The organism is Mesorhizobium sp. M4B.F.Ca.ET.203.01.1.1 (assembly GCF_004791025.1).
In the GTDB taxonomy this organism is placed as follows: domain Bacteria; phylum Pseudomonadota; class Alphaproteobacteria; order Rhizobiales; family Rhizobiaceae; genus Mesorhizobium; species Mesorhizobium abyssinicae.
The window spans coordinates 15,642-36,764 of sequence record NZ_SRUO01000012.1; the positions used below are offsets into that span (position 1 = coordinate 15,642).

At 66.7% G+C, this 21,123-nt stretch carries 18 protein-coding genes; 9 read left to right on the forward strand and 9 right to left on the reverse strand.

The window, feature by feature from the left end:
- Positions 1-28: 28 nt before the first annotated feature.
- The 4 genes from EN846_RS23050 to EN846_RS23065 all read right to left on the reverse strand — a co-directional run bounded on the left by EN846_RS23050 (position 29) and on the right by EN846_RS23065 (position 5,878).
- Positions 29-1,450, reverse strand: a complete 1,422-nt coding sequence (locus EN846_RS23050) for a hypothetical protein (RefSeq protein ID WP_127391765.1) — start codon at positions 1,448-1,450, stop codon at positions 29-31.
- Positions 1,447-3,114: a CHAT domain-containing protein gene (locus EN846_RS23055; protein ID WP_128346640.1), complete on the reverse strand. Its 1,668-nt coding sequence runs from the start codon at positions 3,112-3,114 to the stop codon at positions 1,447-1,449. The genes EN846_RS23050 and EN846_RS23055 overlap by 4 nt, the downstream gene beginning before the upstream one ends.
- Before the next feature lie 117 nt (positions 3,115-3,231).
- Positions 3,232-4,482 (reverse strand): FAD-dependent oxidoreductase, encoded by a 1,251-nt coding sequence (locus tag EN846_RS23060; protein WP_128346639.1) that lies wholly within the window; start codon positions 4,480-4,482, stop codon positions 3,232-3,234.
- 7 nt (positions 4,483-4,489) lie between these two features.
- A complete protein-coding gene (locus EN846_RS23065) occupies positions 4,490-5,878 on the reverse strand; it encodes a PLP-dependent aminotransferase family protein (protein WP_127394258.1) in 1,389 nt (462 codons plus the stop codon).
- Between the two features lie 286 nt (positions 5,879-6,164).
- Between EN846_RS23065 and EN846_RS23070 the strand changes: the two genes are divergently transcribed.
- From EN846_RS23070 to EN846_RS23085, 4 genes are read left to right on the forward strand one after another with little or no spacing between them, the layout of a single operon-like run.
- The gene (locus EN846_RS23070; RefSeq protein WP_135859294.1) at positions 6,165-7,346 is read left to right on the forward strand and encodes an ABC transporter ATP-binding protein; all 1,182 of its coding nucleotides are present in this window, start codon (positions 6,165-6,167) and stop codon (positions 7,344-7,346) included.
- Between the two features lie 5 nt (positions 7,347-7,351).
- Positions 7,352-8,395: an ABC transporter substrate-binding protein gene (locus EN846_RS23075; protein WP_187331445.1), complete on the forward strand. Its 1,044-nt coding sequence runs from the start codon at positions 7,352-7,354 to the stop codon at positions 8,393-8,395.
- A 7-nt stretch (positions 8,396-8,402) separates the two neighbouring features.
- Complete coding sequence (locus tag EN846_RS23080) at positions 8,403-9,683, forward strand: ABC transporter permease (RefSeq protein ID WP_127393393.1); 1,281 nt, start codon at positions 8,403-8,405, stop codon at positions 9,681-9,683.
- 3 nt (positions 9,684-9,686) lie between these two features.
- Complete coding sequence (locus EN846_RS23085; protein WP_127284937.1) at positions 9,687-10,514, forward strand: ABC transporter permease; 828 nt, start codon at positions 9,687-9,689, stop codon at positions 10,512-10,514.
- Here EN846_RS23085 and epmA read toward each other — a convergent pair.
- On the reverse strand, positions 10,511-11,563 hold the full coding sequence (gene epmA, locus EN846_RS23090; protein ID WP_127284936.1) for an EF-P lysine aminoacylase EpmA: 1,053 nt from the start codon (positions 11,561-11,563) through the stop codon (positions 10,511-10,513). The genes EN846_RS23085 and epmA overlap by 4 nt on opposite strands.
- A gap of 129 nt (positions 11,564-11,692) precedes the next feature.
- On the opposite strand from epmA, the gene efp reads away from it, so the two are divergent.
- Positions 11,693-12,262: an elongation factor P gene (gene efp, locus EN846_RS23095; protein WP_127284938.1), complete on the forward strand. Its 570-nt coding sequence runs from the start codon at positions 11,693-11,695 to the stop codon at positions 12,260-12,262.
- A gap of 19 nt (positions 12,263-12,281) precedes the next feature.
- Here the strand turns inward: efp and EN846_RS23100 are convergent, their stop codons facing one another.
- The 3 genes from EN846_RS23100 to EN846_RS23110 form a co-directional block, all read right to left on the reverse strand.
- A complete protein-coding gene (locus tag EN846_RS23100; protein WP_189523711.1) occupies positions 12,282-13,382 on the reverse strand; it encodes a glycosyltransferase family 4 protein in 1,101 nt (366 codons plus the stop codon).
- Positions 13,383-13,500: 118 nt separating this feature from the next.
- On the reverse strand, positions 13,501-14,157 hold the full coding sequence (locus tag EN846_RS23105) for a glutamine cyclotransferase (protein WP_127284934.1): 657 nt from the start codon (positions 14,155-14,157) through the stop codon (positions 13,501-13,503).
- Between the two features lie 37 nt (positions 14,158-14,194).
- The gene (locus tag EN846_RS23110; protein WP_127393507.1) at positions 14,195-15,433 is read right to left on the reverse strand and encodes a helix-turn-helix domain-containing protein; all 1,239 of its coding nucleotides are present in this window, start codon (positions 15,431-15,433) and stop codon (positions 14,195-14,197) included.
- A gap of 111 nt (positions 15,434-15,544) precedes the next feature.
- Between EN846_RS23110 and EN846_RS23115 the strand changes: the two genes are divergently transcribed.
- The 4 genes from EN846_RS23115 (at position 15,545) to EN846_RS23130 (ending at position 19,121) form a co-directional block, all read left to right on the forward strand.
- On the forward strand, positions 15,545-16,294 hold the full coding sequence (locus tag EN846_RS23115; protein ID WP_127393508.1) for a DUF899 family protein: 750 nt from the start codon (positions 15,545-15,547) through the stop codon (positions 16,292-16,294).
- A 91-nt stretch (positions 16,295-16,385) separates the two neighbouring features.
- A complete protein-coding gene (locus tag EN846_RS23120) occupies positions 16,386-16,655 on the forward strand; it encodes a hypothetical protein (protein WP_245493417.1) in 270 nt (89 codons plus the stop codon).
- A gap of 180 nt (positions 16,656-16,835) precedes the next feature.
- Positions 16,836-18,296, forward strand: coding sequence for a phospholipase D-like domain-containing protein (locus EN846_RS23125; protein ID WP_127393509.1), 1,461 nt, complete (start codon positions 16,836-16,838; stop codon positions 18,294-18,296).
- A 24-nt stretch (positions 18,297-18,320) separates the two neighbouring features.
- Positions 18,321-19,121: an endonuclease/exonuclease/phosphatase family protein gene (locus tag EN846_RS23130; protein ID WP_127284925.1), complete on the forward strand. Its 801-nt coding sequence runs from the start codon at positions 18,321-18,323 to the stop codon at positions 19,119-19,121.
- Between the two features lie 9 nt (positions 19,122-19,130).
- Here the strand turns inward: EN846_RS23130 and EN846_RS23135 are convergent, their stop codons facing one another.
- A complete protein-coding gene (locus EN846_RS23135) occupies positions 19,131-21,098 on the reverse strand; it encodes a glycoside hydrolase family 127 protein (protein WP_135859295.1) in 1,968 nt (655 codons plus the stop codon).
- Positions 21,099-21,123: the final 25 nt, after the last annotated feature.

The window sequence follows — 21,123 nt, forward strand, 5'->3', positions numbered from 1 at the left end:
GGGCCACGCCACAAGCTGAGCCGCGCCGCTACTTCGCGTCCGTCTCGTACTGGCCGGCGATGAAGATTTCGAGGAAGCGCCGCCCGTCGCGGCGGGAGGCCTCCTGACCGGCGTCGTAATTGGCCATCGCCGTTTGCCTTTGCCTGAAGATTTCGTAGGCGCGGCGGGCGAGCGGCATGGCGGCTTCATAGCCGTTGGTCTTGGTGACAATCATGCGCACCGCCGTGGCCAGGACATATTCGGTCACCTGCGGATCGTCCCGCGCGACGTCCGCCGCGGCGGTGGCGGCTTGCAGCAGATCGCGCACCGCGAGCCCGTCGGGGGCACCGTCGCCGCGCGCCAGCACCGCGATCGCGATATAGAAGCGCGACAGCGCCGCGTTGACCGCATCGCCCGACAGGGCCGCATCCGCCTCGCTCTTCCTGAAGGTCTCCTCGGCGCGCCGGTAGTCGCCGCTGGTGAAGGCAAGTCCGGCCTGCTGCGACAGCAGCGCAAATCGCTGTTCCGGCGTCGCCGCGAAATCGCCGGCTATGTCGATGGCGGCCGCGGCCGCCTGCCGGTCGCCGGTCGCCACGGCTGCAGCGGCGAGACGGCTGAAGACGCTCCAGGTCAAACGCCGCCAGCCAGCGTCGGTCAGCGCGAGATCGCGCAGTTTCGGCTTCGACTGGCCATCCCAAGGCGAGGCGACGAGCAGATCGGCGGCGCGGCGCAGCGCCGTCACAGCCAGGGTATTGCGCCCCTCGAAAGCATAGGCGGTGCCGGAGATCGACTGGCAGTGGGCGTTCTGGAAATCGACATCATCCCCGGCAAGACCGGTATCGCCCGGCAGCATGGCCCGCGATGCGAGGGTCAGAGCGAGTTCGGTATTGCCGACAGCCAGCGCCTGGTCGGCCTTCCCGGCAAGATCGAGCGCCAGTTCGGCAGCCGACGGCAGAGCCTGCCCGGCATCGGCGCCGGTGGCGCTCTTCGCCCACGACCGGGCTTGGTCCTCCAGTTGCTTGCGCTGCGCCTCGCCGAAGCGCTCGCCCATCCACAGCGCGGTGATGGTCACGGTCTCGATCGCTTCCTTGTAGCGGCCGAGATCGGCCAGCGCATAGGCGCGCGACACCAGCAGCGAATTCTTCATGTCTGCGTCGGGCTGCTGCGCGCCGAGCAGCAGCGACAGGCCTTCGTCCGCCAGTTGCAGCGCAAACGCCGGGTTGCCGTCGAAGCGGGTGGTGTCGGCATACATGGCGTAGATGATCGCAAAGTCGGGCGTGAGCTCGCCCCTGCGGCGGGCGTCGCGCAGCGCCTCGCTGAACATGCCGCGCACTTCGGGGTAGCTGTCGTTCTTGCGGTAGGCCTCGGCGGCCTTCTCGGCCACGGCGAACGGATCGATGCGGTCGGCCAGGGCGACACCTGCCTGGAGAGACAGCAGCGACGCAGCGATGAAGCGCAGAACCGTCTTCAATAGCCGCCCTCCCCGACAAGGACGAAGGGCGCCCAGGCGGACGGGTGCGCAAGCGAGGGATCATCCTTGTCCTGCATGATGTCGAGCATGGCGAGGCGGAGCGCCTCGGCTCGGCGGAGCCTTGAGCCGCTGCCCAGCGCCGCAAGCGTCTGCGTGGTCAGACGTGCGGCGGCATCGTCGCGGACCGGCCAGTGGGAGACAAGGATCGCCCGCGCGCCGGCGTAGAGGAAGGCGCGCGCCAGGCCGGACAGGCCCTCGGCGTCAGGCCGGCCGTCACCGCCGGCGGTGTTGCAGGCCGAGAGGATGACCCATTGCGCCGACAGTTTGAGCTCCGCCACTTCGGAGGCGGTCAGCAGGCCGTCATCGCGCGCGGTGGCGACTTGCGGCGGGGTCAGCACCAGGGCTGGCTCGGCCAGACCGCGCAGGTCGCCGGAGAGCAGGCCGTGAGTGGCGAAAGCCAGGACGTCCGTCGTCGACAGGTCCGTCTGCTTGACGATGGTTTCGCTCGCCCTCGCGCCGACAAAGAGGTCCGTTTCCGGCGCGCCGAGAATGGCGGCGAGCTTGCGCAACTCCGGGCCGGTCTCAGGCAGCGGCGGCAGGTCGCGCACTGCGTCGACATTGGCGAGGCTGCCGCGAAAGAAACTTGCGGGAGGGGCGGAAGCGACCTCGACCGTCTCGCCGCCCAGCACAGGCGCGCCGAAGCCGCGAAAGGCAATGCGCTTTTTGCCGCCGCGCGGCGGCGGGTATTTGCGGATGACGGCCAGGCTGTCGACGGACGGCAAGGTGGTGAAGGCATAGTGCCTCGCCAGCCAGTCGGTCCGGCGCAGCGCCTCCGGGTCGGTGTCTTCACCGGTGGGAGCCGAGGCGACGAGTACCGACAAGGGAAGGCCGGCCAGCGGACCGTCACTGACGACGAAGACGTGGCGCGCGGCCTTCAGCGCCGGCTCGACCGGTCGGATCAGCTCGCCATAGAGGATGCTGGCCGTCGTGCGATCGAAGGGCGCGACACGCGGCTTGTCCATGCCGGGGACCAGTGTCCTGGCGCCGCGCGCGGCCGCCGCCGGATCGAGCTCGGCCCGCAACCTGGCGATGTCGCCGCCAAGGATCTCCGCACCATAGCCGGTTTCGGTCCAGGCGGTGTCATGCTTGCCGATCGCCCAGACGAAGATGTGATCGTGCCCGGCAAGCATCAGCAGCAGGCCCTCGTCCTCATCGAGCAGGGCCTGCACGTCGGCCACCGACAGCGGTTTGGGATGGGCAAGGTCGGCATAGCGCGGGAAGGACCGCGCCAGCGTGGCGTCGACGCCAACCAGTTCGGCGCGCAGAGAATCGATCTCGCCGCGCAGGCGCACCAGCGCGTCGGCGCCGCTCGCACCGGCAGAAGTCGCCTGCCCCAGCGCCTTTTCCTTCCCGCTGATCATGGCCACGATATCCTGGCGCTGGCGCACAATGCCCGCCAGCTCCGGCGAGCCGGCAGCGGCGCGCAGGCCAAGCTGCTGCAAGGCATTGCCCGCGGAGGACAGCAGCGCCCATTGCGCGGCCTCGAACGCATCCTCAAGGTGGCGGTCGGCCGCCGGCGCGACTGCCGGGGCGCCGACGGACGCCAGCCCGGCCACCAGAAGACAGATGCGCGCCAGGCGCCAAGGCGCCCGCGGCGATTTCAATTCAGCCAGCCCCAACGACAACCCCTGCCCGCCGATCGCCACGCCGGAATACGCGGCGATCGCGCCATCATTGTGATGGGGAGGATTGGATGCAAGAGGGCGGAGCGTTGGCCTCTATCAGGCGCTGAAGCGATCGGCGGCAAAAGGACCCAGCCGAGAGGCATCCACCGTGCCGCCGATCAGTGCCGCAACCAAACGTGCCGTGATCGGCGCCAAGGTCAGGCCGAGATGACCGTGGCCGAAGGCGTGGATCACCCTGGAACTGCCGCGCGAACGGCCGATGACCGGCCGGGAATCGGGCAGTGACGGACGAAAACCCATCCATTCGGACGAGTTTTGGCCAAGGTTGGGGAAGAACTGCCTGACGCCGCGATCGAGCAGCGCCAGCCGGCGCGGATTTGGCGGCGCGGCAAGCCCGCCGAGCTCGACCGTGCCAGCGACCCGCAGCCGGCCAGCCATCGGCGTCATGTAGAAACCGAGATCGACAGGACAGACCGGGCGATTGAGCGGCGGAGCATCTGTGGGGAATTCGAGATGGTAGCCACGCTCGGTGTCGAGAGGGATTTTGTCGCCGGCCTGCGCTGCCAGGATGCGCGAACGAGCGCCGGCGGCGATTACCACCGTGCCCGCCTTGATTTGAATATCGGGACCGCTCAGCCTGATACCGCCTCCCTCGGGCTGCAACCCGGTGACCTCAGCCTTGGCCCTCATCGCCCCGCGCGTGGTCGCGGCATCGAGCAATCGGCGCATCAGCGTCCCGGGATCGGTGACGTTCATCGAGTCCGGGAAATAGAGGCCCCGCGCTCCCGTCGCCGGAAGGCCGGGCTCCAGCGCGGCCACCTCTTCCGCATCCAGCACCTGCTGATGAACGCCAAACCCGGCGCGCAGCGCCCTGCCCCCGGCACCAGCGGCGAAATCGCTTTCGCGTCGATAGAGATAGAGGCAGCCTTTGCGGCGTAAGAGGTCCTGCAGGCCCGCCTCCTGCACCATTTCCTCCCAGGCCGGCAAGGCTTCCGCCAGCAACCCGGCGAGCGCCACTGCATTGGCGCGGGTGGCCGCCGGAAGCGATTGCCTGACAAAGCGCACCAGCCATGGCGCCAACTGGAAAAGTGCTGCCCAGCGCATCGAAAACGGACTGTCCGGATCGAGCAGCAGTTTCGGCAAGGCGCGCAGGACGGCCGGATTGCCCACGGGCATGCAGGCGTATTCGGCGAGCGTCCCGGCATTGCCGAACGAGGCGCCCGAGCCCGGCTCGTTGGGATCGATCAGCAGGACCTCACGGCCTTCGCCAGCAAGCCGCAACGCTGTCGCCAGCCCGACGACACCGGCGCCAATGATGGCGATCTCGACTGTCCTGGACGCTGCCACCGATGACCTACACAAAACCCGGCAGTTGCAGATGACCGGCCGCGAGCAACTCGGCCATTGTGCTGAGCGCCGTGCGCAGATCCTCCTGCGAACGTGCCGCGCCGACATTGATGCGCACGCCGTGCTGGACCGGTTCGCGGCCGACCGCGAAGGCATCGCCGGGCAGCACGGCGACGCCGCGTTCCAGGCAAGTGCGGGCAAAGCCCGCGCCGCGCCAGGGTTCAGGCAGGCGCAGCCAGGCATGGGTCGACGTCGGATGCGCCTGGATATCGAAGCGGCCGAGGATTTCGCTGAGGATGGCCTGACGCTGGCGCAGCTCCTGTTTCTGGATCTCGATGATGCGGGCGGCCGAGCCTTCCTCGATCAGCCTTGCGCCGATCAGCGCCGTCAGCGGGCTGATGCTCCAGCAGTTGATGCGCAGCGCCGCCGCTACCTGGCCGGCGATGGGGCGCGGGGCGATGACGAAGCCCAGGCGCAGGCCTGGCGCCAGGCATTTCGACAGCGCGCCGAGATGGATCGTCAGCTCCGGCTCGAGACTGGCGAAGGATGGCGGCGGATCGTCGGCAAGCGGCCGATAGACGTCGTCCTCGATGATCAGCACGTTGTGGCGCCTGGCGACCGCGGCGAGATCGCGCCGGCGTTCCTCGCTCAGCGTGATCGTCGTCGGATTGTGCAGCGTCGGCACCAGGAAGACGGCGCGCGGGCGCAGTTGCGCGCAGGCGGCGTCGAAAGCGTCGGGACGCATGCCGCCGCGGTCCATGGCGATGCCCCTGAGGTCCAGCCCGTGCACGCGGCACAGCGCATTGATGCCCTGGTAGGTCACCTCGTCGGCCAACACCACCTCGCCTTGCCGGGTGACGGCGCCGAGCAGGCAGTCCAGGCCATGCTGGGCCCCGGCAGCCAGCACGACGCGGCCGGGGTCGCCATCGCCGGCAACGGATGTGAACCAGTCGGCCACCGCCACTCGCGCCCAGAGCGGTCCTTCCGGTGGATGGTAATCCTGCAGCGCGGTGTAGTGTCGGTCCTTGGACAGGCGCGGCAAGAGTGCTGCTACCGCATCGAGATAGGCCGATGTGGCGGGCCGGTTTACGGAAAGGTCGATGATGCCGCTCTGGTCGCTCGGCGCCGACACGAAGCCCGGTTTTTCGCCGGCGTCACGGGCGGCGACCGTCGTGCCGCGCCCGGGCCGCGCTTCGAGCAGCCCCTGCTCCTGAAGGGTCGACAAGGCCCGCGTGACGGTCGTGACATTGATGCCCAGCGCCCGCGCGATCTCGCGCTGCGGCGGCAACCGGTCACCGACAGCGAGCGTGCCGGCGGCGATGCGTTCGGCGATCGCATCGGCAAGACGGCGGTAGACCGGACTTTCGTCGTCGGCGAGGCGAAGATCTTGGAGCATACGGGATTCGACTACGGCTGATGTCTCACTGTTGGCGCATCTAGCATAAGACAATACTCCGTACAATAGAGCTTGTCTGACGCACAATCGCAAGACGCCCTGCCAGAAATCTCACACAATTCGTTAAAAATCGACTTGACGGACAAAGTTGTCTGCATCTATGGTCGATTTCAGGTTAATTGTGTGACCATACAAGTCGCACGACCTGCCGGGCAGCAGGCCGGTTTCCGGGAGGACGAGGCATGGATCGCAAGCCGCATCTCAGCCGCATCAAGGATTGCGGACTATGAGCGCCCGCCAGGCCGCATTGCCGGCCGCGGCGGCCACGATCGCGCCCGCCACGCAAGCAGATCCCGTCGGCAAGGGTTTCGTCGAATTCGCCGATGTCGAAAAATCCTACGACGGACGGACCTTCGCGGTGACGCGGATGAACCTCACCGTTGCGCGCGGCGAATTCCTGACGCTGCTTGGTCCTTCCGGCTCCGGCAAGACAACGACACTCAACATGCTTGCCGGCTTCGAGCGGCCGACGCATGGCACGATCACGCTTGAAGGCCAGCCGGTCGACCGCTTGCCGCCCTATCAGCGCAACATCGGCATGGTGTTCCAGAACTACGCGCTGTTCCCGCATATGACGGTCGAGGAGAACGTCGGCTTCCCGCTCTCGGTCCGGCAGGTCGGCAAGGCCGATATCGCGTCCAGGGTAGCGAGCGCACTCGACATGGTGCGGCTCAGGCAATTTGGCGACCGCAGGCCGACCCAGCTTTCCGGCGGCCAGCAGCAGCGCGTGGCGCTTGCCCGCGCCCTGGTGTTCAAGCCGAGCCTGGTGCTCATGGACGAGCCGCTCGGCGCGCTCGACAAGAAGCTGCGCGAACACATGCAGCTCGAGATCAAACAAATCCACACCATGCTCGGCGTCACCATTGTCTACGTCACGCATGACCAGAGCGAGGCACTGACGATGTCGGACCGCGTCGCTGTCTTCAACAATGGCGGCATCGTCCAGCTCGGTTCGCCCGACGATCTCTACAACGCGCCGCAGAGCTCTTTCGTGGCGAGCTTCATCGGCGAGAACAACACGCTCGAAGGCGTGGTCGATCGCGTCTCCGGCGCAGAATGCCGCGTCAGGCTGAATGGCGGCGGCGAGCTTACCGCACTCGCCATCGGCGTCGCGCAGGGCGCTCCCTGCCACGTCGCCATCCGCCCGGAGCGGCTGACCCTGACGCCGACGGCGGCCGGCGGCAATGCCCTGCCCGCCACTGTGGACGGGCGTATCTATCTCGGCGACCACCTGCGCCTTTTGGCCAGGCTCGCCAGCGACCAGGTGCTGACCGTCAAGGTCGGCCCCGAATCGACGATGGCAAACGGCGAGACCGTGACGGTCTCCTGCGCGTCCAATGATTGCCGCGCCTTTCCGGCCGATGCCGGATCGGGCGGTGCCATTCCAAAACAGGGGAAAACGAAATGACACTCATGAGGAAGACTCTTCTCGCGCTCGCGGCCGCCACGGCCTCGATGACCATCGCCGGCGCCGCCTTCACCGACGAGCTGTCGATCATGGCGAGCGGCGGCGCCTGGCAGGACGCGCAACGCAAGGCCTGGTTCGAACCTTTCAGCAAGGAGACAGGCGCCAAGATCCTCGAGCAGGAGTATCTCGGCGATCTCGGCAAGGTCAAAGCGATGGTCGAGACCGGCAACGTGCCGATCGACCTGGTGACGGTCGAGACGGCGACCGTGCTGCAGGGTTGCGACGCCGGTATCCTCGAACGCCTCGACTATTCCAAGATCGGGCCGCGCGACAAGTTCATCGAAGGCTCGGCGCTCGATTGCGGTGTCGGTCTCGACGCTTACGGCGACATCCTCGCCTACGATCCGACCGTGCTGAAAGAAGCGCCAACCTCGGTTCTCGACCTGTTCGACACGACCAAATTCCCCGGCAAGCGCGCCATGCGCAAGTTCCCGGCGCAGAACCTCGAATGGGCGCTGATGGCAGACGGCGTGGCGCCGGCAGACGTCTACAAGGTGCTGGCCACGCCGGAGGGCGTCGACCGTGCCTTCAAGAAGCTCGACACGATCAAGAAGGACATCGTCTGGTGGGATGCCGGCGCGCAGCCGGCGCAGCTTCTGGCTTCCCAGGAAGTGGTGATGACCACCGCCTGGAACGGCCGCATCCAGAACGCCATCGACAACGACAAGAAGCCATTCAAGATCGTCTGGAACAACCAGATCCTCGAATACGACATGATCTCCATTCCAAAGGGCGCCAGGAATCCGGAGCTGGCCTACAAATACCTCGCCTATATCAGCCAGCCGGAAAACAACGCCAAGCTCGCCAGCTACATCACCTATGGGCCGGTGCGCACCGACGCGGCGTCCTTCGTCGCTCCCGACGCGCTGCCGAAACTGCCGAACGCTCCGGATCACTTGAGCGGCGCCTATCTGGTTGCCGACACCGAGTTCTGGGGCGACTATGGCGAGGACCTCGTCAAGCGCTTCAACGCCTGGCTTGCGCAGTAGGCGAGAGATGTCGGCGCTCCAGCCCAGCGAACTCGACCGGCCCGCGCTGGCCCGCGGCCGGTCAGCCGCCGACGCCGACCTGAAATCGGTGTCGGCGGCGCTCCGGCGCGCCGAATTCGGCGACCGGCTGCGCACGCTGCTGCTGGCGGCGCCTTTGCTCATCCTCCTGGGGCTGAGCTTCGGCATCCCAATCGTGCTCCTGCTGTCGCGCGCCGTCTATGATCCGACAATCGCAGATGCTTTGCCCAAGACGACCGTGGCCCTGGGCGGCTGGAACGGCCAGGGCCTGCCGGGTGACGATGCCTTCGCGGCGCTCGCGGCGGACCTCAAGGACAATCAGGCCAAGGGCACGGCCTATGAGCTGGCAAAAAGCCTCAACGCCCGCCTGCCCGGCGCGCGCAGCCAGGTGCTGAAGACGGCGCGCAAGCTCGAAAGCGCCGACGGCCAGGCCGCGCTCGACGCCGTGAAATCGCTGCCGTTCTGGTCAGCGCCGTCGACCTGGCCGACGATCCGGAACGGCACTCACAGCCTCACCTCGTTCTATCTGCTCAGCGCCCTCGACCTGCGCTGGAATGCCGATGGCAGCATCGAGCGGGTGCCGCCGGAGCAGGCGATTTTCGTGCAGGTGTTCCTGCGCACCTTCTTCGTCGCCGCCGCGGTGACGCTGGCCACGCTGCTGCTGGGGTTTCCGCTGGCCTATCTCATCGCCAGCGTACCGAAGGGGCTGGCGGCCATCCTGATCGTTGCGGTGCTTTTGCCGTTCTGGACTTCGATCCTGGTGCGCACAGCCGCGTGGACGGTCCTTTTGCAGAAATTCGGGCTGGTCAATGACTTCCTGCTCTTTATCGGCGTCGCAAGCGAACGGCTCGACCTGATGTACAGCCGTATCGGCCTGATCATAGCCATGACCCATATCCAGCTGCCGTTCACGCTACTGCCGATCTACAGCGTCATGCGCACGATCCCGCCCTCGCAGATGAAGGCCGCCTATTCGCTCGGCGCCAAGCCCTTCACTGCCTTCCGCCGCGTCTACATTCCGCAGGTGTTTCCGGGCGTCATGGCCGGCTGCCTGCTCACCTTCATCTTGTGCCTGGGCTACTACATCACGCCGGCGCTGATCGGCGGCGCCAGCGACCAGCTGATCAGCAATTTCATCGCCAACTACGTCAATGTCGAATTGAACTGGGAGATGGCGGCGGCGCTGAGCTTCATCCTGCTCGTCTTCACGCTGGCGCTGTTCGGCATCTTCGCCCGCATCCTCGGCCTCGACCGCCTAAAGCTGGTGTAGCCCATGCTGTTGTCTCCCTACCCCACAACCGGCGAACGCATCCGCATCACCCTGCTGTGGATCTGGTGCGGGCTCGTCATCCTGTTCCTGCTGGTGCCGATCCTCATTCCGGTGCCGCTCTCCTTCAACAGCGGCGCCTTCTTCATCTTCCCGCTGGAAGGCATCTCGACGCGCTGGTACGAGGTGGTGCTCGGCACCCAGCGCTGGCAGTCGGCGATCGGCAACAGCCTGATCGTCGCCTTCGGCACGACGCTGATCGCAACCACGCTCGGCACGCTGACGGCAATCGCGCTCTCGGACGAGAAATTCCCGGGGCGCCGCATCGTCATGCCGCTGCTTCTGTCGCCACTGATCGTGCCGGTGGTGATCACCGCCGTCGGCTCGTACCTGTTCTATGCGCGCATCGGCCTTGCCAGCACCTATGCCGGCATTATTCTCGCGCATACCGCGCTCGCCAGTCCCTTTGTCGTAGTGACGGTGGGCGCGAGCCTTACTGGCTTCGACCGCAATCTGATGCGCGCCGCCGCGATCTCGGGCGCTAAGCCGCTGACTTCGTTCTTCCGGGTGATGTTGCCGCTGATCCTGCCCGGCGTGCTCTCTGGCGCGGCCTTCGCCTTCGTCACTTCCTTCGACGAGGTCGTGGTCGTGCAGTTCCTGGCCAGCGCCGGCCAGCGCACCATGCCGCTCGAAATGTTCATCGGCCTTCGCGAAAAGCTCAGCCCGGCGATCACCGCCGCCGCGACGCTGATGATGGCGCTGTCGATCGTGCTTCTGGTGGTGGCCAATCTTTTGGCGCGGCGCGGTCAGAAACGGCCGGGCACCGCACCCTAGATCGGTGCCCCGGCCACCGGCGTCCAGATCACATCGTCGATCCTGGTCGCGCCGGTCGCCAGCATAGCCAGCCGGTCGAAGCCGAGCGCCGAGCCACTCGCCTGCGGCATGCTGGCAAGCGCCGCCAGGAAATCCTCGTCGATCGGGTAACGCTCCTGGTAGATGCGCTCCTTCTCGTCCATCTCGGCGGCGAAGCGGCGGCGCTGTTCCGCCGGATCGGTGAGTTCACCAAAAGCGTTGGCGAGCTCGACGCCGCAGCAATAGAGCTCGAAGCGCTCGGCGACGCGGGGATCCTCGGCGCTCGGCCTGGCAAGCGCGGCTTCCGAGGCCGGGTAGCCATAGAGGATGGTGGCGCGCCCCTGCCCGAGCGCCGGCTCGACCTTCTCGACCATCACCCGGCTGAACAGGTCGGCCCAGCTGTCGTCGGGGGCGGTGCGTATGCCTGCCCTGATCAGGGCTGCGTGAAGGGCGGCGCGATCGGTGCCGCCATCGGTTGCCACCGTCGCGAGAAGATCGATGCCGGCATGGCGCGAAAAGGCCTCGGTGACGCTCAGCCGCTCCGGCTCGGCGAAAGGGTCGGCCTCGCGGCCGCGAAAGCGGAAGGTCCTGGCACCCGCCTTCTCCGCCGCCAGCGCCAGGAATTCGGCGCAGTCGCGCATCAGGCTCTCATAGGTCTCGCCGACCCGGTACCATTCGAGCATGGTGAATTCCGGATGATGCAACGGGCCGCGCTCGCGGTTGCGCCAGACCGGGCCAAGGCTGAAGATGCGCCGTTCGCCGGCGGCCAGCAGCTTTTTGCAGGCGAATTCCGGCGAGGTGTGGAGATAGAGCGGCTGGCGCGCGCCGTCCGTCCCGATCGCCTCGGTGGCGAATGCCGCAAGATGCGCCTCGTTGCCAGGCGAAACCTGCAGCGCCGAGGTCGTCACCTCGATGAAATCGCGCTCGCCGAACCAGCCGCGCAGCGCCGCAGTGATGGCGTTGCGGGCGATCAGCCGCGGCCGGCGATCGGCATGGACATCGGGCGTCCACCAGGGGGAAGCGCCGGTCATGGGCGGGAAAATCGCCGGGAAGGCTGGCGGTTCGGCGCGAGATGCGCTAGGGCGCGCGGGATGGCCGCCGTTGCCGATTTGTGGCAAGCAGCATTCTCAGGCCAAGAAACTCGATTGGGATTGAACACTGTGGTCAAGGTCATCGCCAGCTCCTTACGCAAAGGCAACGTCGTCGATAAGGACGGCAAGCTCTATGTCATCCTCTTTGCCGAAAACATCCACCCTGGCAAGGGCACGCCGGTGACGCAGCTCGACATGCGCCGCATCGGCGACGGGGTGAAGGTTTCGGAACGCTACCGCACCACCGAGCAGGTGGAGCGCGCGTATGTGGAGGAGCGCGAGCACACCTTCCTCTACTCGGACGCCGAAGGCTTCCATTTCATGAACCCGGAGACCTACGATCAGGTGGCGGTGACGGAAAGCGTGGTCGGCGACGCCGCGCCCTACCTGCAGGAAGGCATGCCCGTGCAGGTGTCACAGTTCAACGGTATCGCAATCGCGCTGGTGCTGCCGCAACGCGCCACCTTCGAGGTGGTGGACACCGAGCCGGTCACCAAGGGCCAGACGGCGTCCTCGTCCTACAAGCCGGCGGTGCTTTCCAACGGCGTGCGCACGGCAGTGCCGCCGCACATTTCCGCCGGCACGCGCGTGGTGGTGATGACGGCCGACGGCTCCTACGTCGAGCGCGCCAAGGACTGAGTTCAGGACGAGTCCAGACCTACCAGAGCTCGCCGGCGACCAGGCGGGCCGCTTCCTCGTGACCGCGCGACAGGGCCGGATCGGCGCCGAAGATCCGCGCATTCGACGACCATGACTGCAGCCGGCCCGGCGCCTTGCCCCGGCTGATCGCCGCGATCAGGTCACGGCGCGAGCACGCGCCCGGGATGACGAGGCCGGCATCGGCCTTCTCCACCAGATGAGCGAAGCCGCAGGTCTCGGTGAGGATGATCGGCAGCCCGTTGGCCAGCGCCTCGACGATGACCGTTCCGGTGGTCTCGATGCGCGCTGGGTGAACAAGCAGGTCCGCCGCCGCCATGATGGCGGGGATATCATCGCGAAAACCGAGGAATCTTATGTTGCCGCGCAGCTGCCGCGGCACGCCGCGCAGCACATGGCCCGCCATCGGAGTGCCGGCGGCGATCCCTGCGACCAGCCAGACGCAGTCGGGGAATGCCTCAAGAGCGCGCGCCACGCGGTCGAACCCCTTCACCCATGCCGCCCAGCCGATCGACAGCCAGGTCTCTGCCCCCGCCCCGATGCCTAGTTCCGCCCGCATGCGCTCGCGCGTTCCGTCGCTCCGCAAATGCGGCATCCGCCGCGCCGGGTCGAGGTTCGGCGAGATCCGCCGGAAGCGGCCGTCCGGCGTCTTCCAGATGCTTTGGTATTCGCTCTGCTGGCGCTCGCTGAGCATGATCAGGCTGGTGCGGGCGCCGGGCGTGAAACAACCCTGCTCGAGCTGCATCTGGGTGCGGTAGCGCGGCGAGAAGGTGCGCCAGGCACCTTGTTTGACCTTGGCGTAGGAGCGATCGCCGGAATAGTAGATGTCGAGCATCGGCAGCTTGTTGAAGCCGACGATGCGGTCGAAGTCGCGCCGCTGCGCGGCGAGTGCCGCGCCCAGCGCCACGTCGCGGCCGGGATTGGTGGGGTTGGTGGTCTTGACGATCCGGACCTGGCAGCCCGGATCGATCGCGCCACGTATTTCCGTGGTCAGGATGGTGACGTCGTGGCCGGCGGCGGCGACGTGCCTGGCAATCGACAGGCAATCGCGCTGCAGCCCGCCGAAAGACGACAGATTGCTGATCGCCATGCCGAAACGCATGAAGATACTTCCCCAAAGCCTTCCTGCTTTTATCTTTTCTTTCAGAGGCCTGGCAAGCTCGAGGCGCGCTTCGAGCGCCTCGATCACGAAGTTCTGAACGCGTCTTCGGCTTCGCCGGCTATTTGTTCGCCGCCGTGGAGGGGTGCACCGGGCGGCGTACCGCCCGCACCTTGCCGCTGTTGCCGCCGCCGCAGAAGAAGCAGCCGCCGCCATCCGACTCAAGCCCGGACACGCCGGTTCCAGCCGGCATCTCCAGCATCTCGAGCACCTCTCCAGTGCCGGGATCGATACGCCGCAGATCGCTCTCATCGCCTTCCCAGGTGCCGTGCCACAGCTCGCCGTCGACCCAGGTGACGCCGGTGACGACGCGCTTGGACTCGATGGTGCGGATCACCTTGCCCGTTTCGGGATCGATCTGATGGATCTTGCGGGCACGGTATTCACCGACCCAGAGCGAGCCTTCCGCCCAGGTCAGGCCGGAGTCGCCGCCATTGCCGGGGGCCGCAATGGTGGCGACCACCTCGCCGGTCTGCGGCTCGATCTTCTGGATGCGGTCCTCGGCGATCTGGTAGAGGTGCTTGCCGTCAAAGGCGGTTCCGGCATGCGCGGCGACATCGATCGAGCGCAGCGTCGCCCCGGTCTCGGGATCGAGCGCGTTGAGCTTGTCGCCGGAGGCGAACCAGACCTTTTCGCCGTCGAAGGTCACGCCGGCGACGGTCTTGACGCCGGGAAAGGGCCCGTATTCACGCAGGATTTCGGCGGCGGCTCGTTTCATCTTGATCTCCATCGATTTGAACAATCTCGCCACTAACCTAGTCGCTGGGCAACGGACCTGGGAGTAACAACACAGTCGGGAATGCCGGCATCGGCGGCGTCATCCAGCGCCGGGCCCTGCCGCGGCCGACCGGCTGCACCTTGTGTTGCCCCGAAAGCTCTTCCAGCGCCCGCTGCACGGTGCGCGCGCTGGCGCCGAGCGCGATCGCCAGCGCTGAGCTCGACCATGACTCGCCGTCGGCCAGGAAGGCGAGCACCGCGCCGTGCTCTTCCTCGACAGGGGGCGCCAGCACCACGACCTCGCGGGCGCGCCGCGGGGCCAGCTCGAAGCCCTGGGCCGTGGCGTTGATCTCGGCGAATGCGCCGAGCTCGGCGAATGCGCCGAGCTCGGCGCGCAGCCGGCCCATCTCGACCCGCAGCCGGGCGCGATGCGATTCATCGGCATGCCTGGCGCGAAAAGCGCGTCTGAGCAACGCCTCCCGCGATGCGTCCGCCGGCCAGGCTTCGGCAAGCGTGCGCGCCAGCGCAAACAGCACCGGCCGCGTCGCCAGTTGAACCACCGCGCCCGCCTCGCGCACGACATTGCGGCAGGCATCGACGACCAGCGCCTGCGAGGCCAGCAGCGCCTCGACCTCTTCGAGCAGGAGCAGTCTCTCGGAACCTTGCGCGATGAGCCGCGCGGCGGGCATCTTCAGCACCAGCGAAGCGTTTTCCACCTCGGTCGTGAGCGCCGGTATGTTCGCCTCATAGGCGGCGAGCGCTGCCCGGCCGAGCGCGGCCCGCGCCGCCTTTGTCCTCAGGCGCCGGACCGCGATGCCGGCGGCCGCAAGCTCATGCGCGACGCGCGCGACCGGCGGCAGTGGCGCGGGGTCGAAGCCGGCAAGCAGGCGTTCGGCTTCGTCGAGGCGGCCGATCAGGATGAGGCGGCGCGCTTCCAGGCTTCCCGCATAGGCGGCATTGACACGGTCGCCATGCGCTTGAAGTGTCGCTCGCGCCGTCCGCAGCGCCTTTTCCGGCCAGCCGAGATCGCGTGACACAAGCGCGATCTCTGCCTCGGCGACGACGCAGCGCGCGCGCGCCACCGTTTCCTTCGGGCTGAACGCGCGGGCAGCGCTTTTGAGCAGCGCCTTTGCCCGCTCGAGATCGCCGAGCTGGGCCATGGCAATGCCGCGCAAGGCCAGCGCCGGCGCGTCGTCGCGCAGTGCGACCCGCTTCAAGGCGCCGAGCGGATCACCCGCCGCGAGCGCGCGGCCGGCTGCGGTGATCAGCGAGTCCATGCAGGGCCCGCCGGCGCAAATCCCGTCACACTTGTAACTCTCATCATCGCGCCATCCGGCCCTATGTCTGTCCTCGCACCCCAACCAAACCGAAAGAATGGGACAAGAGCAATGACCCAACACATGAAGACACCGCCGATCGTTTCGCAGGAGGCCTGGGAAGGCGCGTATGAAGAGATGCTCGTGAAGGAGAAGGCGATGACGCGGGCCCGCGATGCGCTCGCCGCCGAGCGCCGCCGCATGCCATGGATGGCGGTCGAGAAGGACTATATGTTCGACGGCCCGAACGGCAAGGCAAGCCTGCTCGACCTATTCGAAGGCCGCCGCCAACTGGTCGTCTACCGCGCATTCTTCGAGCCCGGCGTCTATGGCTGGCCGGAACATGCCTGCCGCGGCTGCTCGCTGGGCGCCGACATGGTCGGCAACGTTGCCCATCTCAACGCCCGCGACACGACGCTTGCCTATGCCTCGCGCGCGCCGCAGGCCGACATCGCGCGGCTGAAGAAGCGGATGGGCTGGGAGATGCCCTGGTACACGATCACCGACAGCTGGGATAAGGATTTCGGCGTCGACGAATGGCACGGCCACAACGTGTTCATCCACGACGGCAGTCGAATCTTCCGCACCTATTTCATCAACAATCGCGGCGACGAGGCATTTGGCACCGTCTGGAGCTATCTCGACGTCACCCCGCTCGGCCGCCAGGAGGTATGGGAGGATTCGCCCGAGGGCTATCCGCAGACCCAGACCTACAAATGGTGGAACTGGCACGACAACTACGAAGAGGGCGCCGCCCCCGACCAGAGATGGGTCGAGGTGTCGGATGTCGGCGAAGCGGCCTTCCGCAACAAGGACGCCTGAGCGCGAAGCGACTCTGGCGGTGCTAGCCGCACCGCCAGAGCCGATCCCCGATCGGGCCTTGACGGCCCTTACACCTTGGAAAGTGGATACAATGAGCAGCGAAAACGACGGCGCCCTTGCGGCGGCTGATTCCCCTCGCCCCAACGACTTGAGCGGCTTCGGCCTCGCCGACTGGCTCTGCCTGGCGGCAGCACCGACCTTCGCGGTCATGGCGCTGCTGACCGCCGCCTATGGCGGCCACGACATGATGTGCATGCCCGGCCCCGGCGCCTCCATGCTCAGCGGCATGGTGCCGATGTATCTGCTGATGGCCGGCTTCCACCTGACACCCTGGCTGCGGCTGGTGGCGAGGCGCAGCTGAATTCTGCCGCGTCTGCGGACGCCAATCGTCACTTCGAGTTCATCGCCTTCTCGCGCATGACCCGCCACAAGCACGAGATCACCACCGGTTTGCGCCTAGCAGGTCTCGCCAAGAGCGTGTCCTCGACCTGTCCCACCAACCGCATTGCCTTCCGCTTCCGCACGCACAATAGTCGGACCGATGCTGCAGGCAATCGCGAGTCACTGGTCCGAGCTTATCCTGATCCTCTCGTTGGCGATGGCGGCCGTCGGCATCGTCCACGCCATCATGACCAAGGAAGACGTGCGCGCCGCCACCGGCTGGGTCGGCGTGATGCTGCTGTCGCCCTTCCTCGGCGCGATCATCTACGCCATCGCCGGCATCAACCGCATCCGTCGCGCGACGATCAGCGCCATGCGGCCGCTTTCCGGCGAGGCGGCTCTGGCCAAGCAGGAGCGCGACATCGCCGCCGAGGATTTGATCACGGCCGAGTACGGCCAGCGCTTCGTCGGGCTGAAGACGTTGGGCGACAGGGTGGCACGCCGCGCTCTGACTTCAGGAAACGCGATCGCCGTCCTGGAAACGGGCGACGAGGCCTATGCCGCTATGTGCCACGCCATCGACGGCGCGGAGCGCAGCGTGCTGCTCGAGACCTATATCTTCGACAATGACGCCGTCGGACAGCTGTTCGTCGAAGCGCTCGGCCGCGCCGTCCGGCGCGGCGTCGCCGTGCGCGTGCTGATCGACGCCGTCGGCGTGCGCTACTCCGTGCCCAGCATCCTCAAACAGCTCAAGGAGGCGGAGGTCACCACCGACCTCTTCAACGGCAACATCGTCATGGGCCTGAGACTGCCCTATGCCAATCTGAGAACGCACAGGAAGATCCTCATCGTCGACGGCACGGTGGCGTTCACGGGAGGCATGAACATCCGCAAGGGATTCTCCGCCGAATTCGCCGGTTCCGACAGTTCGCGGGACACGCATTTCAAGGTCACAGGGCCGGTGGTGGCCGACCTGTTCGCGGTCGCGGCGGAGGACTGGCGCTTCGCCGGCAACGAGGCCCTGAAGGGCGAGACCTGGCAGGTGGCGGCACCCTTGTCGGCGCCCGGCCAGCCGATGCTGGTGCGGGCGGTGGCGAGCGGACCGGATGCCTCGAACGAAACCAACCACAAGCTGCTGATGGGGGCGTTCTCCGTCGCGCGCAAATCGATCCGCATCATGTCGCCCTATTTCCTGCCGGACCGCGAACTGATCAGCGCGCTGACCACGGCGGCACGGCGCGGTGTCGAGATCGACATCGTCGTCCCGGCGGTGAACAACCTCTTCCTCGTCGACCGCGCGATGACGGCGCAGTTCGACCAGGTGCTGAAGCATTATTGCCGGGTCTGGCGCCACGAAGGCGCCTTCGACCATTCGAAACTGATGGCGATCGACGGCGTCTGGGCCTATATCGGCTCCTCCAATCTCGACGCCCGGTCGCTGAGGCTGAATTTCGAGATCGACATGGAGGTTCTTGATGCGGACTTTGCCGCCGAGATCGAGGCACGCATCGGATCGGCCATCGCCTCCGCGCAGCCGGTGACGCTTGAGACGTTGAAGGCCCGCCCCTTCTTCATCCGCGTCTTCGACCGGTTGCTGTGGCTGGGATCGCCCTATCTATAGCGCAAGGAACAGAGCAGCAGGACCATGGAGATAAACGGACGCAACCTGCCGGAGACCGTGCTCCTGTCGATCCGCCACAGAAAGGCGCGGAAGGCAAAGGCGACGCCGCGCAAGCGGGTCGACGGCCCCGAGATGGTGGTCGCTTCCTACAACGTCCACAAATGCATCGGCACCGACCGCAAATTCGATCCCGAACGGACCGCGCGCGTCATCCGCGAAATCAGCCCGGACGTCATCGCCCTGCAGGAGGCCGACAACCGTTTCGGCGACCGCGCCGGCTTGCTCGATTTGGCGCGGCTCGAACACGAAACCGGGCTGGTGCCGGTGCCGGTGTCCGGCAACGGCAAGGGCCATGGCTGGCGCGGCAATGTGCTTTTGTTCAAACGCGGCACGGTGCGCGACGTCCACCAGATCAAGCTGCCGGGGCTCGAGCCGCGCGGCGCGCTGGTCGCCGAAATCGATCTCGACGAGAAGCGGTCGCTGCGCGTGATCGCCGCCCATCTCGGCCTGCTGCGCCGCTCGCGCTCCGAACAGGCGCGCGTCGTGCTCGACATCATGAGCAGCGCCGACGAGAGGCCGACGCTTTTGCTTGGCGATCTCAACGAATGGCGGCTCGGCAACCGCTCGGCGCTCAACACGCTGCACACCACATTCGGGCACACGCCGCCGGCGGTGCCGACCTTTCCCTCAGGCCTGCCGGTGCTTGCGCTGGACAGGATCATGGGCAACCGCAACGACATGGTCTCGGCGGTGGAAGCGCACGACACGCCGCTGTCGCGGGTCGCCTCGGATCATTTGCCGCTCACGGCTTTCGTGCATCTGTAAGATCGGCCTTCAGCCCTCCCGCAGCCAGACCAGCATCTCGCCGGGATCGCGGTTGTCCCAGGCGTAGTAGGGAACTGCCTTCACCCTCGCTTCTTCCGTCGCCGGCGGCTCGGCGCGGTAGAGGCCGTTGCGCCAATCCTCCGACGCCTCCCTTCTGCCGGTGGCCGACAGCGTGACGATGCCACCGAGCAGGTTCGGCTCGTGATGCGCCTCGATTTCCGCCGTTCGCGGCAGGCTGATGCGGTGCAACTGGCCGGGATTGTCGGTCGCCTCGACGCAGTAGATCAGCGGGCCGCGCGCCAGCGCGACACGGCCGATGTCCTGGCGCACCTCCGGATTGGCGAAGAGGCGGGAGATCGACATGTCGAGGTCGAGCTCGACATGGTCGCCCTTCTGCCATTCGCGCTGGATCGCCGCGTAGCCGTCGCTCGATGCGGCATCGAGAGCCATCGCCTTGCCGTTGACCTTGAGCGCCGCCTTGCGACACCAGGCCGGCACGCGCAGGTGCAAGGTGAAGGCGACCGGCGCCTGCGGCTCGACGCGGATCGAGACGGCGCCGTCCCAGGGATAATTGCTGGTCTGGACCAGGCTCACCGGCTTGCCCGATATCTCGAAGCGGGCGGTCGAGTCGCCATAGAGATGGACCGCCAGCGCGTCGTCGGCGAGGCCGTAGAAATAGCTGCCGATCGACGCCACCATGCGGCCGATATTGGGCGGGCAGCACGGGCAGCGGTGCCATTTCCAACGATTGTGCCGGCCGCGGCTTTCCAGCGGGTTCTCGTAGAAGAACAGCGAGCCGTCGAGCGAAAGGCCGGAGATCGAGCCGTTGTAGAGCGCCCGCTCCATCATGTCGGCGTAGCGCGCGTTCGGCCCCATGCCGAGCATGCGGCTCGACCAGAACACCAGGCCGACCGCGGCGCAGGTCTCGGCATAGGCGGTCTCGTTGGGCAGGTCGTAGTCGCTGGTGAAGCCTTCATTGTGCGCCGACGGGCCGAGGCCGCCGGTGACGTAGAGGCTCTTGGTGGTCAGGTCGTCCCACAGCCGGTCGAGCGCCGCGCGCAGCGTATCGTCGCCATATTCGGTGGCGACATCGGCCATGCCGGAAAACAGGTACATCGCCCTGACCGCGTGACCAACGACCTTGTCCTGCTCGCGCACCGGTCTGTGCGACTGGTTGTATTCGTAGGTCTTGAAATGATAGGCCTTCGGGTCGGCGCCGCGGGCGCGCGCCTCCTCGTCGAAATAGTGCGGCAGTTGCCCTCGCTGGTCGATGAAGTACTTTGCCAAATCCATGTATTTCTGCTCGCCGGTCGCCCGCGCCAGCTTGACCAGCGCCAGCTCGATCTCCTCATGGCCGCAATAGCCCTTCCTCTTGCCGGGCCCGGAACCGAAAGTATTGGCGATGTGGTCGACATAGCGGCACATGATGTCGAGCAGCTTGCGCTTGCCGGTGGCCTGGAAGTAGGCGACGGCGCCCTCGATCAGATGGCCTGCGCAGTAGAGCTCGTGGCAGTCGCGCAGGTTCGTCCAACGCAGGCCGGGCTGGATGCGCTGGTACCAGCTCGACAGGTAGCCGTCGGGCTGCTGCAGCCTGCCGTAGAGATCGATGACGGCGTCGATCTTCTTCTCCAGCGCATCGTTGCGACGCCGGTAGAGCGAATAGGCGGCGGTCTCGATGGTCTTGCCCCAGTCGGAGTCCCAGAACATCTGCGTCGTCACCGTCGAGCCGGTGAAGCCGGGATTGGCGGCCTCGTCGGGCGACGGCGAATGGAACGGGATGACGACGCCCGGCGACGGCCGGTCGGGGTCGATCTGCTCCAGCATGCGGGCCTCGACGCAGCGCTCGTAGAGGATCTCGGCGGTGCGCGCGGCGACCGCATCGACCCGATCGCCCCAGAAGCCGCGCACGTCGACCTGCGGCACCGGCAGCGGACGGAAGGCGAGGCTCAGCCTGCCGGTGTTCTGGGCGTTGGTCATCGGCTTGCTCCATTCAATTTCGCTG

Bases quoted from the DNA above. Each gene is read 5' to 3' on its own strand.
- EN846_RS23065 (WP_127394258.1), bottom strand. From the start codon at position 5,878: ATGCTCCAAGATCTTCGCCTCGCCGACGACGAAAGTCCGGTCTACCGC.
- EN846_RS23070 (WP_135859294.1), top strand. From the start codon at position 6,165: ATGAGCGCCCGCCAGGCCGCATTGCCGGCCGCGGCGGCCACGATCGCG.
- EN846_RS23075 (WP_187331445.1), top strand. From the start codon at position 7,352: ATGAGGAAGACTCTTCTCGCGCTCGCGGCCGCCACGGCCTCGATGACC.
- EN846_RS23080 (WP_127393393.1), top strand. From the start codon at position 8,403: ATGTCGGCGCTCCAGCCCAGCGAACTCGACCGGCCCGCGCTGGCCCGC.
- EN846_RS23085 (WP_127284937.1), top strand. From the start codon at position 9,687: ATGCTGTTGTCTCCCTACCCCACAACCGGCGAACGCATCCGCATCACC.
- epmA (WP_127284936.1), bottom strand. From the start codon at position 11,563: ATGACCGGCGCTTCCCCCTGGTGGACGCCCGATGTCCATGCCGATCGC.
- EN846_RS23100 (WP_189523711.1), bottom strand. From the start codon at position 13,382: ATGCGTTTCGGCATGGCGATCAGCAATCTGTCGTCTTTCGGCGGGCTG.
- EN846_RS23105 (WP_127284934.1), bottom strand. From the start codon at position 14,157: ATGAAACGAGCCGCCGCCGAAATCCTGCGTGAATACGGGCCCTTTCCC.
- EN846_RS23110 (WP_127393507.1), bottom strand. From the start codon at position 15,433: ATGGACTCGCTGATCACCGCAGCCGGCCGCGCGCTCGCGGCGGGTGAT.
- EN846_RS23115 (WP_127393508.1), top strand. From the start codon at position 15,545: ATGACCCAACACATGAAGACACCGCCGATCGTTTCGCAGGAGGCCTGG.
- EN846_RS23120 (WP_245493417.1), top strand. From the start codon at position 16,386: ATGAGCAGCGAAAACGACGGCGCCCTTGCGGCGGCTGATTCCCCTCGC.
- EN846_RS23125 (WP_127393509.1), top strand. From the start codon at position 16,836: ATGCTGCAGGCAATCGCGAGTCACTGGTCCGAGCTTATCCTGATCCTC.
- EN846_RS23130 (WP_127284925.1), top strand. From the start codon at position 18,321: ATGGAGATAAACGGACGCAACCTGCCGGAGACCGTGCTCCTGTCGATC.
- EN846_RS23135 (WP_135859295.1), bottom strand. From the start codon at position 21,098: ATGACCAACGCCCAGAACACCGGCAGGCTGAGCCTCGCCTTCCGTCCG.